The 13,271-nt window shown below is 43.0% G+C and carries 11 protein-coding genes and 6 pseudogenes; 11 read left to right on the top strand and 6 right to left on the bottom strand.

Going from position 1 to position 13,271, the window contains the following annotated elements:
• Nucleotides 1–29: 29 nt before the first annotated feature.
• Nucleotides 30–227, bottom strand: a pseudogene (locus DACSA_RS08105) (glycosyltransferase); the annotation flags it as partial.
• Nucleotides 228–1,169: 942 nt separating this feature from the next.
• Here DACSA_RS08105 and DACSA_RS08100 point away from each other — a divergent pair.
• Nucleotides 1,170–1,388, top strand: coding sequence for a hypothetical protein (locus DACSA_RS08100; protein WP_156800719.1), 219 nt, complete (start codon nucleotides 1,170–1,172; stop codon nucleotides 1,386–1,388).
• Between the two features lie 144 nt (nucleotides 1,389–1,532).
• Here DACSA_RS08100 and DACSA_RS22855 read toward each other — a convergent pair whose 3' ends face one another.
• Complete coding sequence (locus DACSA_RS22855; protein WP_408605626.1) at nucleotides 1,533–1,619, bottom strand: hypothetical protein; 87 nt, start codon at nucleotides 1,617–1,619, stop codon at nucleotides 1,533–1,535.
• A gap of 257 nt (nucleotides 1,620–1,876) precedes the next feature.
• Between DACSA_RS22855 and DACSA_RS08095 the strand changes: the two are divergent.
• The 8 genes and pseudogenes from DACSA_RS08095 to DACSA_RS08055 form a co-directional block, all read left to right on the top strand.
• A pseudogene (locus tag DACSA_RS08095) lies at nucleotides 1,877–2,165 on the top strand (hypothetical protein); the annotation flags it as partial.
• A 94-nt stretch (nucleotides 2,166–2,259) separates the two neighbouring features.
• Nucleotides 2,260–2,969, top strand: a pseudogene (locus DACSA_RS23040) (urease subunit beta).
• A gap of 18 nt (nucleotides 2,970–2,987) precedes the next feature.
• Nucleotides 2,988–4,694, top strand: coding sequence for an urease subunit alpha (gene ureC, locus DACSA_RS08080; protein WP_015229281.1), 1,707 nt, complete (start codon nucleotides 2,988–2,990; stop codon nucleotides 4,692–4,694).
• A gap of 8 nt (nucleotides 4,695–4,702) precedes the next feature.
• On the top strand, nucleotides 4,703–5,335 hold the full coding sequence (gene ureG / locus DACSA_RS08075) for an urease accessory protein UreG (RefSeq protein WP_015229280.1): 633 nt from the start codon (nucleotides 4,703–4,705) through the stop codon (nucleotides 5,333–5,335).
• Nucleotides 5,332–6,171 carry an urease accessory protein UreD gene (locus DACSA_RS08070; protein ID WP_015229279.1) on the top strand — a complete coding sequence of 280 codons (840 nt, stop codon included), beginning with the start codon at nucleotides 5,332–5,334 and terminating at the stop codon, nucleotides 6,169–6,171. Before ureG ends, DACSA_RS08070 begins: the two co-directional genes overlap by 4 nt.
• Nucleotides 6,171–6,677, top strand: coding sequence for an urease accessory protein UreE (locus DACSA_RS08065; protein WP_015229278.1), 507 nt, complete (start codon nucleotides 6,171–6,173; stop codon nucleotides 6,675–6,677). Before DACSA_RS08070 ends, DACSA_RS08065 begins: the two co-directional genes overlap by 1 nt.
• 239 nt (nucleotides 6,678–6,916) lie before the next feature.
• Nucleotides 6,917–7,840, top strand: a pseudogene (locus DACSA_RS23035) (IS200/IS605 family accessory protein TnpB-related protein).
• Nucleotides 7,841–7,894: 54 nt separating this feature from the next.
• On the top strand, nucleotides 7,895–8,581 hold the full coding sequence (locus tag DACSA_RS08055; RefSeq protein ID WP_015229277.1) for an urease accessory protein UreF: 687 nt from the start codon (nucleotides 7,895–7,897) through the stop codon (nucleotides 8,579–8,581).
• A 16-nt stretch (nucleotides 8,582–8,597) separates the two neighbouring features.
• Here the strand turns inward: DACSA_RS08055 and DACSA_RS19025 are convergent.
• From DACSA_RS19025 to DACSA_RS08040, 4 genes and pseudogenes are all read right to left on the bottom strand, one after another.
• Nucleotides 8,598–8,810: pseudogene (locus tag DACSA_RS19025) on the bottom strand (dihydropteroate synthase); the annotation flags it as partial.
• Nucleotides 8,750–8,968, bottom strand: coding sequence for a hypothetical protein (locus tag DACSA_RS21445; protein ID WP_041235387.1), 219 nt, complete (start codon nucleotides 8,966–8,968; stop codon nucleotides 8,750–8,752). The pseudogene DACSA_RS19025 and the gene DACSA_RS21445, both read right to left, overlap by 61 nt.
• Nucleotides 8,969–9,004: 36 nt before the next feature.
• Nucleotides 9,005–9,598: a TerD family protein gene (locus DACSA_RS08045; protein ID WP_015229276.1), complete on the bottom strand. Its 594-nt coding sequence runs from the start codon at nucleotides 9,596–9,598 to the stop codon at nucleotides 9,005–9,007.
• A 6-nt stretch (nucleotides 9,599–9,604) separates the two neighbouring features.
• Nucleotides 9,605–9,967 (bottom strand): annotated as a pseudogene (locus tag DACSA_RS08040) (TerD family protein); the annotation flags it as partial.
• Nucleotides 9,968–10,177: 210 nt separating this feature from the next.
• Between DACSA_RS08040 and DACSA_RS08035 the strand changes: the two are divergent.
• Together DACSA_RS08035 and DACSA_RS08030 are read left to right on the top strand one after the other, a co-directional pair.
• Complete coding sequence (locus tag DACSA_RS08035) at nucleotides 10,178–11,881, top strand: DUF3352 domain-containing protein (RefSeq protein ID WP_015229275.1); 1,704 nt, start codon at nucleotides 10,178–10,180, stop codon at nucleotides 11,879–11,881.
• A 101-nt stretch (nucleotides 11,882–11,982) separates the two neighbouring features.
• On the top strand, nucleotides 11,983–13,167 hold the full coding sequence (locus DACSA_RS08030; RefSeq protein WP_015229274.1) for an NAD(P)H-quinone oxidoreductase subunit H: 1,185 nt from the start codon (nucleotides 11,983–11,985) through the stop codon (nucleotides 13,165–13,167).
• Nucleotides 13,168–13,271 lie beyond the last annotated feature (104 nt).

The raw sequence follows: 13,271 nt of genomic DNA, 5'->3' as shown, positions 1-13,271 counted from the left end.
ATTCATTTTCTATCAGGACGTTATCACTATTAATCTCGATCGCGCTTTAAAGAAAAAATCTCTCGAACCCGATAAATCGGTCTTCCTTGCGACTCATGGTAAGTCCGAATCAACAGTTCTCCTAATAAGCCGAAAGAAAATAATTGCACCGCAGCTAAGAGCAATACCACCACTAAAATTAACAAAAGCCGATCGCCGATATCTTGACCAAAGCCAAATTTAAAGATTAACTCCAGCGCGATCGCGCTACTTTTTCCCTTCACTAATTCAATCAATTCTCTCCCAGTGGGCATGAACTTATACCAATTTAAAAAGTAGATGTTACATTTCGTAGGGTTTGCCTTGCAAACCCTACAGTCAATTCAGATTTTATTACTGTAACTTGGCTTTTCAAAAATGGTATTACACTCGAACAGAGCGCAATTAACCGCTTCTTCTAGTTCCTTTCCCCATGACGGTGCTTAGAGAGTATCCGATCGCGTTCAGATCAGCTTCAATTTTGACGCTTATTGACTCGGTACTGTAGCGTTTTATCCCACTTATATTTAGGATTTTGGCGTTTCCATAAATACTCTGCCGAAACTAACGAGAGCGATCTTTCGACGGATAGAAGGTTCTGTATGAATCTTCGATGGGCGTGCGCGGAGCGCAATCGCGTAGGCGGTACATTGGTTGACGCTCTCCCATCAAATCAAAGATCATGATGGGAGATTCTAGGTTCAGCCCTCCAGCCTGTGAGCGCGAGTTCGCTTGGTGATGAGATAGGTTAAGCGTTTAGTTGCTCGATCGTTCGTTGGTCTATGGTTTGCAGTTCAGTCGCGCGATTGCGCTCCGCGCACCGATGTGAAGCATCGATCGCCATCAATGATCATATTCTGTTTTCAGTCGCTCGATCGTTCGTTGGTTATTTCCAGTTGCGTGATTGATCCCTTGTTGTTTGTTTGATTGTTTGCTCGATGTGGCAAAGCCACCGCTCTACGAGCATCGGTCGTTCATTCATTAGCTGTTTAGGGATTGCTCGATCGCTATCATAATGTTCTATTTTCCTATGTTCGCCATCAACGATGTTCTTCCACCGATGTACAGCGACAAATTAAATGACGTGATGACAAATTCGTGTCATCGGTCTTCTGGGGGAATAAGTTGGGAAAGCACAGTTAATTATTATCGTGCCATCAATCAAAGAGATGGCGACAGGGGAACGCGATCGCGCTCAAGTGTTCAATCTCAGTTTCTCTCCCATTGAGGGTAAAAACGATGATGGTGTGATTGACGAAATGAAGATTTTTCATGAAACGACATCGATCGCGCAAAAAGCAGAAGAACTCAAACAGATCATCACTGGCTTGGGCTTGCGGGGCAGTCCTTTTTATCGCTGCTGTCGCTAGAAGCAGGAAGCGCGATCGCTGGCCAGATGAAGTGCTTGGTTGTCCCCAAGTGCCTTACAGCGATCGTAAATTTATGGCAAGTTTTATGTTTGAGGGAACACGGCTTGTCCTGTTACTCCCTTTCGGAGAAATTCCGATCGCGCTTTACAAAACCTTCTCTTCTCCCCTTGCTTCTAGCCAAGAGACGATCGCGCTGACTAAACTAGGATCATTGGGGACAAGGGTTTTCAAAGGTTTGTTAAGTTCTTGATGGGTAATGGCACAAATCGGAGTTGAATCGTCGCTGAGGAAATAGATAATCTAGAAAATAATGCAGTGTTCAAGCCGATGATCACCCGATCGAACGAAAATGAAAGTATCAGAGTTTAAAACCTTAGTTCCCAATGCCCCAGAATTGCCACCAGAATTACCTGATGATTACCCGATCGAGCAGTATATCGGACTAACACTTGGACTGCGTTGAGGCGCGATCGCGCTTCTTACATCAAATTGCAGGTATTCTTCATTCTTCTCAAGCCTTATGTGCTTTCAGTAATCCCACTGTTAATTCCTATAAACGCATTAATGCGGCTGCCACTGCCTCTGGGGCAACTTGGTCACCCAATACCGCGAGTTATGGCGGGAACAATCGCACTCATGCCATTCAGATTCCCGATCGCGATCGCTTTGAACTTCCCATGGGGGGTTGCGTCTTATCTGAAATTAAAACAACAAGAATGGCAACATTACCATCAAGAAATTACGCCTTGGGAGTTAAGTCAGACCTTGGATTGTTAGCAATGGTATCGAGAGCTACAAATGATTGTTCTTGCTAATGATAAATTAAAAAATACTTGGAGATTAAATAGTTTCAAGCTATCTTTATGAATTTATGTATCTCACGCCCAAAGAGCAAGAGCGATTAACCATTTTTACCGCAGCTGAAATTGCACGACGACGAAAAGAAAAAGGGATTAAATTGAATGTTCCAGAGGCGATTGCTTTTATTACGGATGTCATTATTGAAGGGGCAAGAGAAGATAAATCAGTGGCTCAGTTAATGTCAGAAGGGGCTACTTTATTGACAACAGAGGATGTTTTGCCCGGCGTTGCTCAATTAATTCCTATTATTCAAGTGGAAGCTCATTTTGCCGATGGAACTAAATTAGTCAGTATTGATAATCCGATTCGTCCTATTTTTGAGGAGTAATATTAATGACAGAAAGCTCATTTCCCTTTGAATTTCCCGGTCAAATTGATTGTGTTGAAGGAGAGATTGAACTCAATAAAAATCGCGAAAGTTGTCAAATCAGAGTGGCTAATGAAGGAGATCGACCGATTCAAGTTGGGTCACATTATCACTTTTTTGAAGTTAATCGCGCCTTAAAATTTGACCGAAAAAAAGCTCTAGGATTTCGCCTTGATATCCCTGCTGGAACGGCAGTGAGATTTGAACCTGGCGACACGAAAGAAGTTACCTTAGTGGCTTTGGGGGGCGACAAAACAGTTATCGGATTAAATAATTTAGTGAATGGGAATTGCCAAGAAGAAATGGCGCGAAAACAAGCCCTAAAAAAGGCTGAGGAAAACGGATTTAACTAGCTTGAAGGAACAGAAAGGATGCGAATTAGTCGTGAACGATATGCCGAATTATTTGGTCCCACCACAGGGGATCGGATTCGGTTAGCCGATACCTCATTAGTTGCTGAAGTAGAACAGGATTTTACCACTTATGGGGATGAATGTGTTTTTGGTGGCGGTAAAACCCTCAGAGATGGTTTGGGGTTAGCTGCTGGGGTAACGGCTGCCGAAGGGGCGCTAGACTTTGTAATTACGAATGTAACGGTAATGGATCCTGTACTGGGCGTTATTAAAGGGGATATTGGGATCAAAAATGGCAAAATTGCTGGCATTGGCAAAGCTGGGAATCCTGGCATTATGGATGGAGTAGATCCCAACTTAATTGTTAGTGCCAATACAGATGTCCGTGCAGGAGAAGGATTAATTGCCACGGCTGGGGGGTTAGATGGTCATGTTCATTTTGATAGTGCTGGATTATGTCCAGAAGCCTTATCCAGTGGCATTACGACGATGATAGGAGGGGGATTAGGACCAGTCACTGTGGGAATTTGTTCTAGTGGCAGACGCAATTTAGAGATGATGTTGCGAGCGTCTGAAGACTTTCCCATTAATTTTGGCTTTATTGGCAAAGGCAGTTCCAGTTTGCCGTCAAGTTTAGTAGAACAGATATTAGGAGGCGCGATCGGGCTAAAAATCCATGAAGACTGGGGGGCAATGCCAGCTACCATTGATCAATGCTTGCAGGTAGCCGATACTTATGATTTTCAGGTGCAACTGCATACAGATACCCTTAATGAATCAGGGTATGTGGAAGATACCTTAAGCGCGATCGCGGGACGTACCATTCATATGTATCATGCAGAAGGGGCAGGAGGAGGTCATGCTCCTGATATTATTAAAGTTGCTGGAATTGCTAACTGTCTTCCTTCTTCGACTAATCCCACAAATCCCTATACAGTTAATACGTTTGATGAACATTTAGATATGGTGATGGTGTGTCATCATCTCAACCGTCGTATTCCTGAAGATGTTGCCTTTGCAGAATCTCGGATTCGTGCAGAAACCATTGCTGCTGAGGATATTCTTCATGATCTTGGCAGTATCACAATGATGGGATCCGATAGCCAAGGGATGGGACGCATTGGCGAGGTTATTTGTCGCACATGGCAACTTGCTTCCAAAATGAAGGATCAACGGGGCCCCCTTCCCGAAGATAATGACCGCAATGATAACCAACGGATTCTGCGCTACCTAGCCAAATATACGATTAATCCTGCGATTACCTATGGGATTGCTGATCATGTCGGTTCATTAGAAACAGGGAAAATGGCAGACATTGTGCTTTGGCAACCGGGATTTTTTGGGATTAAGCCAGAAGTGATTATTAAAGGAGGCTTTATTGCATGGTCTGCGATGGGAGAATCGAATGCCTCACTGATGACTTGTGAGCCAATTTTATATCGATCGCAATGGGGAAGCCATGGCACAGCAGCCGCTGCCACTTCTGCCTGTTTTGTGACGCAATCAGCACTTGATTATGGGATTGCTGACCGCTTGGGCTTACAAAAAGCCTTCTTACCTGTGCAGAATACTCGTCAACTGAGTAAAGCAGACTTAAAGCATAATACCGCTTGTCCCGAAATTGAGGTAGATCCTGATACCTTCCAAGTGCGAGTGGATGGGGAAATTGCAACCTGTGATCCCGTTGATCGCGTTTCTTTAGGACGACTTTATATGTTCCGTTGAGGTAAAAAATGATGGAAAGCCCTTCTGTTGCTCGCTTAGGGATTGGTGGCCCCGTGGGGAGTGGGAAAACAGCGTTAATTGAAAACTTAGTCCCACGACTCCGAGAAAAGGAGATTGAGTTGGCAATTGTCACCAATGATTTACTCACTCAGCAAGACGCGGATCGATTGAAACGGGGGAGTTTGTTGCCGCCAGACCGCATTTGGGGGGTAGAAACAGGAAGTTGCCCTCATACGGCGATTCGTGAAGATCCTTCTATGAATTTACTCGCGATCGCTGATTTAGAAAAACGCTTTCCAGACCTAGATTTAATTTTAGTGGAAAGTGGTGGCGATAATTTAGCCTCAACGTTTAGCTATGATTTGGTAGATGCCTATATTTTTGTCCTTGATGTGGGGGCAGGAGATGATATTCCTTCTAAGCGCGGCCCTGGCTTTACGCAAGCTGATTTAGTGGTGATTAATAAAATTGATTTAGCGCCATACGTAGGGGCAGATCTCAAGATAATTCGAGAAGAAGCAACTGCCAATCGGCAAGGAAAACCTGTTATTTACACCAACTGTAAAACTGGGGAGGGCTTATCTTCTGTGATGGAATTTATTTTCCAAACCTTATTATTTGTTGATTCGGTTTCGCTATGACTCTACATTTACAGTTAAAAGTGGGTGAAGATGTTCAAGGTTATTCCCAAGCCATGCGGACTTATGCAACCTATCCGTTTCGTCTGTCTCCCCCTCTGATGCTATCTTCTAAGGATCGACACTGTCTTTATCTCTATCTGATGAATACTGCGCCGGGCTGGCTAGCAGGCGATCGCTGTTTTGGTGAAATCACCCTTGCCAAAAATAGCCATTTATTTCTTACAGATCAAGCGGCGACTAAAGTTCATACCATGCCTAACCTTGAACAATCAGCACAATTAACCCATTGCGTTACTCTTGCTGAGGGGGCTTTTCTAGAATGGCTACCAGAGCCCATTATCCTTTATCAAGATGCTTGTTTTCAGCAAAAATCGGAAATTACCATTGCTGACAACTCAGGATTTGCCATCAGTGAAATTCTTATCCCCGGACGGCTTGCGCGAGGAGAATCTTATCAATTTCGCCATTACAGTAATCAATTCATTGTGAAGAATCAACAGGGGAAATGTCTTTTTCAAGATTCAGGTCAACTATTGGGCAAGAAAAATCCCTTGAGAAAGAGTCATCTTTTAGCAGCATTGCCGATTATGGGAACGCTTTATTTAGTCCCCCCGAAGGCAATTACACTATCTGTCTTACAAGAGAAATTACAAATATTGCTAAAAGACTACAGCAAGGATTTGAAAGTAGGGGTTTCAACCCTACCCAACTGTGAAGGATTACTGATTCGTTTACTAGCCAGTCATGCTAGTGATAGTCTCTACTATATCAAGGAAGCGGTCAGTCTCTTTCGCCATTTTTTAGGATTACCAACGTTACCGGAGATACCCAAGTAATGTGGACAGCCCGTCATTATTTCGGCAATATTCAAGATCATCCTGAGTTAAAGCATCAAATTCAGCAAAAAACTTATTTAGAGGTAGAAATTACCCCAGAAGAGAACCGTAAAGGGCGCATTTATACCCAAACCCGACAAGGAAACCCCATAGGCATTATTAAAGAGCGATTTCAGTCTTTACGAGAGGGTGATATTTTTCAAACGGATCAAGGACATTGGTTGCTGATTTCGTTACAACGGGAAACGGTGATGGTTGTGCAATGGGATTCTCAGAGACCTTATCAACTTCAGGATTTTATTAATTTTGGTCACGTTTTAGGGAATCATCATTATCCCATTCAGGTTCAAGAAAACTGCCTTTATATCAAACTGGTGACAGAACCAAAAATGATGGAAGCCCTAATTCACTCCTTGGGGATTCCGGGCTTAGAAATTCGTTATGAGGAATACCAAGCCGATACATTGACTTTTTACAGTAACTCAGCCAGAAAGCCCTCGATTTGAAATCGAGGGATGAATGACACTTAAAGGCTTTAGCCTTCTGTGTCCTTGTAATTCGGCATTTCTAAAGTATCAATCCAGTCCTCTACTAGCTGAGTCATTGTTTTTCTTTTATGTCTTGCATATAGTCTCAACTTTTCAAGTCTCCCTACTTCTATCCGAATGGAAAATTGTTCTTTTTTCATATCTTGTCAATGACTTGAGTTATGTTATAATAATTTTAGCATTATTTTAGAACGCCTATGTATGGATGTCAGCCAAATCGAATTAAACCAAGCTCTGACTTAATTCCTATATTAGAACATATTTGCTATACGGCTAATAATCTCACTAATTGTGGGATATATCTGGCTCGTCAAACTTTCTTTAATGAGAAAAGAATCATTGGGAAGTATGATTTAGAGAAAGAGTTAAAACAACAGGTCAACTTCAAAGCTCTTCACTCGAGCGTGTTCTCAACAGATTCTAAGAAGTGTTGCTGAATCTTTTAAGTCCTATCAAGGATTAAGAGAAGCCTTTTTTGAAGGAACAATTGATAAGCATCCCAAACTTCCAAGTTATAGAGATAAGGGAGGAATGGCGGTTGCTTCCTACCCAAAACAAGCCCTAAAACTCAAAGATGGTCAAATTAGAATCCCGCTAGGAAAAACAATAAAGCGGCGAAGATGGTAGTTAATTATTGCCTTATTAAGGATATAGGAATCATCGTTTTCGGTTGGAATAAAGGTCAGCGTCAAGGGATCAATATAGGACACCAAAATAATCAAAACTTTGTCCAGATTCCCACAGCTAAGTTAAAGAATCGGATTCAACAATTAGCAGAGGAAAATGGAATTGAGTTTGTAGAAACTGAAGAATCTTATACTTCTAAGTCGAGCTTTCTAGACCGTGATTTGCCCCCGACATTCGGCGAAAAACCCGAAAGGTGGCAACCGTCAGGAAAACGAGTAACGAGAGGTTGCTATAAGGATTCAACGGGAAGAATTGTAAATGCTGATGCAAACGCAGCAGCTAATATCTTAAGAAAAGTAGAGATACAACTAGGCATAAGTCTAGTCAAGGTCAGTAGGGCAGCTTTGACTCTGCCATCCAGACTGTACATCTGGAACTCTAAGAGAAAGAGCGGAGCAACGAGGTTTTTAACCCGTTGCGAAGCCACCTCTTAGAATCCTCGTCTCTTTAGAGCGAGGAGAAGTCAAACTCATCATAGCCATTAAATCATGGTGCAATCTTCTCAACAGTTAGCTTTACTGCAATTAGCGGATTCTTTTTTTCCTTCGGGAACTTATACCCTTTCCCATGGACTAGAAACGTTTGTCCAAACAGGTGAAATCACCTCTAGCCAAGAATTAAGAGACATGATAGAACTGGCGTTATGGCAAAAGGTGGGAGCAAGTGAACTGGTTGCCCTAATTCATACCCATCGCGCGAGTCAACAGGGAAACATCAGCGCGATCGCACAAATTGAACAACACCTTTGGTCACAAACTTTGGTCGCAACCACCCGAGACAGTCTCCTTCGCAGTGGTCGGGCTTTGTTAAGCGTTGCCACTCCTGTCTGGTCAGATTCCCAGTTAGAAGCCCTCTCATCAAGAGAAAGTCCCTGCTATGGCTTACATCCCATTATTTTTGCAGTGGTTAGTCGAGCTGCAAGGTTAGAGGAAAATGATGCTACTTTAGCCTATCTTCATGGCTTTGTGACTGGAATAATGGGAGCTGCTATTCGGTTAGGGATTTTAGGACATATACAAGCTCAACAGTTGCGGTTAGAATTAGCTTCTACTATGGAACAAGTCTCAGAAGAGGCGGCGCAAAAACAATTAGCCCAAATGGGGTCGTTTGCCCCAAGTTTAGACATTGCCCAAATTGAACAAGGGCATCTCTCTCAACGTTCCTTTGCTAATTAGGGTTTGCTGAAAAAGGCGCGATCGCGCCACAACAGGTGCTAGCGGTTCCCCAGACTCGTTTTTTAGGATCGCTTGCATTGAGAAGTTTGCCAATAAAACTTTTGCGAGAGGTTCCAATTAAGATCGGGACACCTAAGGTTTGAAACTGATGCAACTGGCGTAATAATTCTAAGTTTTATTCGGCGGTTTTCCCGAAGCCAATGCCGGGGTCAATGATAAGGCGCGATCGCGGCGCGAGTGGTATCGACTGATTAAATGTTTAAGATAATCAACTTTATACCATTGCTGATCTGCCATTTTGGGAGTCGCCCCTGGCATTCGGTTTAAGTTAGCCATTTCAACGCGATCGGGCTGATCACGAGTTGTTACGTTGAAAACGCTGTCCAATCGCGCTTTGCTTGGACGACTTCGGTGTAACTAACGCTACAAATAATGATTAACGACTTCTTGTAACCCGTTCAGTTCTAAACCATTGCCAATTGCTGCCATTTTCCATTCGTCATCTTGGCGATAAACTTCCCCTAAAATCATGCTGGTTTTTCCTTGATAATCATTTCCAGAAAGGGTATAACGAGCAATTTCTTGATTATTAGACACATCAACTAAACGCACAAAAGCATTTTCTACTTGAGCAAAATCATGTTTGCGCTTCACTGCATCATAGATATTAACTACAAATACTAATTTAGAAATTTCTGCGGGAACATTCGGTAAATCAACAATAATTTGTTCATCATCCCCTTCTCCTTCTCCTGTGAGATTATCCCCAAGATGGGTAATTGCGCCTGATTGATGGCTGAGATTACCAAAATAAACGACGTTAGAATTGCCTTTGAGCTTATCATTTTGATCTAGACATAAAACCGAAGCATCTAGATCATAATCGGCCTTAAACATTGAAGTCAAACCGCTAGATCGATCGACCACATCCCAACCTAAACCACACATCAATTTTTTTAAGCTAGGTGCTTCTTTTTTCAGTGAAATCCGTTGTCCCTTTTGTAGATTAATTCCCATTTTTTTCTAGTTATAATAACGATTTAAAATTGCTTGTAAACCACCTTCGTAACCAGCGCCAACCGCACTCATACGCCACTGTCCATCTTTTTTATAAAGTTCAGCCATAATTAGCGCCGTTTCGATCGAGTAGTCTTCGGTTAAGTCGTACCGTAACACTTCTTCTTTACTTTTTACATCAACCACGCGCACAAAAGCATTTTCTACTTGTCCAAAGTTTTGTTGACGTTGATCCGCATCATAAATCGTAACAACAAAGACTAATTTCGCCACCTCATCGGGGACTTTTTTTAAGTTTACAATGACAACTTCATCGTCTCCTTCTCCAGCACCCGTGAGATTGTCTCCCATGTGTTCTACTGAGTGTTCAGATCCGTAGTGCAGCCATCTTGGCTGCTACTAGGGAGCAAGATGCTCCCACTACCTTTGATCTGCTGTTTTTTATTTGGAATCACTATAACTGGTGAAATACTGAGATCGTCTGGCGATCGCATTTTTCTTAACGTCAGGGGAAGAGGAACGTCCTATTCCTGAAATAATGGTAGATGCTAGAAAAAATAATCATTATTGACTTTAAATATGAAGTTTCGTTCTTTTTTACTTACTTTAATCACAGCATCTCTTATTTTCTTGGCACTTTTTGCCGTAAGTCTCAACTGGTTATTACAAAAAAGTCCCTTAATTTATGAAAAAGGCGGCGTAGTTCAATCCCCCACTGCGGCTCAATTTGTGTCGAAACAAGCACCGATTATGGCTTCTTTGGTGGTGGATGTCGATCGATTAGAAGCCTATCGGCAGTTAAGAGCGCCATTACAGATTCGATCGCGCTCCCGTCAAGAATTAGACCGCATTAAATCACAATTTCTCGCCAGTCGTCAACTAGATTACGATCGAGACATTAAACCCTGGTTAGGAGAAGAAATCACCCTCGCTGTTACCGCTTTAGACTTCGATCGCGATCGCACCAACGGCGTTCAACCAGGCTATCTTCTTGTCACCACCACCGACGATCAAGAATTAGCGAGAGAATTTCTACAAGCCTATTATTCCCGTCAAGCGGTTTCTCCCAACACCGATTTAGTTTTTGAACGCTACAAAGGGATCAACATTACCTATCGTCGTCCGTTACAAACCAACCCTGATCCCAATGCGGGAGCGTTAGCCAGCGCTGTTGTCGGTGATCATGTCTTATTTGCCAACCATCCGAAAGTTTTACGAGAAGCCATTAACAACATTCAAGTTCCCAGTTTAAGTTTAGAACAGGCGCTTCCCTACCAAAAAGCACAAAAAACCATCACCAATCCTCGCATTGGTCAACTTTACTTAAACTTACCCGCCGTTGCGGCTTGGATTACCCAACAACCAGCGCTTCCCCTACAAGACAATCAACCCACCCTCACAGCTGGGGTTTCTCTCACTCCCGATGGCTTAAAAACCCAAACCGCATTGTTAGGAATAGGAGGAGAAGAAAACCGCGATCCCGCTTTGACTCAACCGATAAACGCCTTAAACTATATTCCCAGTGATAGCGTTTTCACCGCCGCTGGTGTGGATTTAAATCAATTGTGGAACAGTTGGCAACAGTTAGCTGTGGATGAGTCAACGACTGCGGTGAGTCAACAATTAGAAGCCAGTTTACAGGAACGATTAGGGATTTCAATCCCTGATCAGATTTTTCCCTGGGTAAAAGGAGAGTATGCGGTGGCGTTACTCCCCACAGAAGCGGAAAAAGAAGGAAATTGGGTATTTGTGGCGGAAACTGTCGCCCCAGAAGCGACAAAACGCGCGATCGAGCAATTAGACGAAAAAGCGAAACAAGAGGGCTATAGCGTCGGTAATTTGAAGTTAGGAGAACAACAAGTCACCGCTTGGACAGTGATTAAACCCAATGCGAATCATGTTAACTTTAACCCGAAAAAAAATCCCGTCCGTTTGAATGCAGAAGTAAAAGGAATTCATGGGAAAATGGAGAATTACCAAGTGTTTGGAACATCTATAGAAGCCATTTCCCAAGGTATCACTAAAGATGAAGACTCATTGATCAATCGTGAAGCCTTCCAAAGCGCGATCGCACAGTTACCCCCAGAAAACGACGGCTATCTCTATCTCGACTGGGAAAAAAGCCAACCTCTCCTCGAACAACAATTCCCTCTCATTCGGATCATTGAACTGGCGGGAAAACCCCTATTTGATCATCTTCAAATTTTAACCCTTGCCAGCGAAGGAACAGAAACTGGAGTCAGAAAAGCCACCGTCTTTTTACAACTTACCTCTCGACGGTAGCAGTTAGGAGCAACATTGCTCCCTATAATGGTTAAGAGAATGAAACATTTTTAAGATCGTCACCGCGCAGACGTGAAACCACAAGGAAAAACCTCATAATCATGGCAAAGATCGAAACTAGAACCGAACCCATGGTGTTAAACATGGGACCTCACCATCCCTCAATGCACGGTGTTCTCCGCCTCATCGTCACCCTAGATGGGGAAGACGTGGTAGATTGTGAACCCGTCATTGGTTATCTCCATCGAGGAATGGAAAAAATAGCGGAAAATCGGACAAACGTGATGTACGTTCCATACGTGAGTCGTTGGGATTATGCGGCGGGAATGTTCAACGAAGCGATTACCGTTAATGCACCAGAAAAACTCGCGGATATTGAAGTTCCCAAACGCGCTCAATATATCCGTGTGATCATGCTCGAATTAAACCGCATTGCCAACCATTTACTGTGGTTAGGACCCTTTTTAGCGGATGTGGGCGCACAAACGCCATTTTTCTACATTTTCCGCGAACGGGAACTGATTTACGACCTTTGGGAAGCTGCCAGTGGGTCCCGATTAATCAATAATAACTACTTCCGTGTGGGAGGAGTTGCGGTTGATTTACCTTATGGATGGTTAGATAAATGTATCGACTTCTGCGATTATTTCGCTGAGAAAGTAGATGAATACGAAAAGCTAATCACCAATAACCCGATTTTCCGTCGTCGTTTAGAAGGAATTGGTGTTATTACCCGTGAAGAAGCGATTAACTGGGGATTATCCGGTCCGATGTTACGCGGGTCTGGGGTAAAATGGGACTTACGGAAAGTTGACCATTACGAATGTTACGACGATTTTGATTGGGAGATTCACTGGGAAACCGCAGGTGATTGTTTTGCGCGTTACCTCGTGCGCGTGCGAGAAATGCGAGAATCTCTTAAAATTATTCGTCAGGCTTGTGCTGGCATTCCAGGCGGCCCCTATGAGAACCTAGAAGCGCGACGGATGGCAGAAGGGAAAAAATCGCAATGGAACGATTTTGACTATCAATATATTGCCAAGAAAATGGCGCCTACATTCAAAATTCCTGAAGGAGAACATTATGTTCGCTTGGAAAGTGGAAAAGGAGAATTGGGCATCTTTTTAGTGGGAAATGATAATGTTTTCCCCTGGCGTTGGAAAATTCGCGCCCCTGATTTTAATAATTTACAGATTCTTCCTCACCTTTTAAAGGGCATGAAAGTTGCTGATATTATGGCAATTTTAGGAAGCATTGATGTGATTATGGGATCGGTCGATCGATGATTCAAGTTTGAAAGATTAATTTTCCCCTTCCTAGTGGAGGGGAATTTTTTAGTAGTAGATGGGGTGAAGTTTGCGAAACCCAACATTTTCCATAATACCATTTC

Origin of the sequence: Dactylococcopsis salina PCC 8305, assembly GCF_000317615.1 — a bacterium.
GTDB classification, from domain to species: Bacteria; Cyanobacteriota; Cyanobacteriia; order Cyanobacteriales; family Rubidibacteraceae; genus Halothece; species Halothece salina.
Note: the sequence above shows the minus strand (reverse complement) of the source record. Positions and strands in the feature narration are given on the sequence as shown.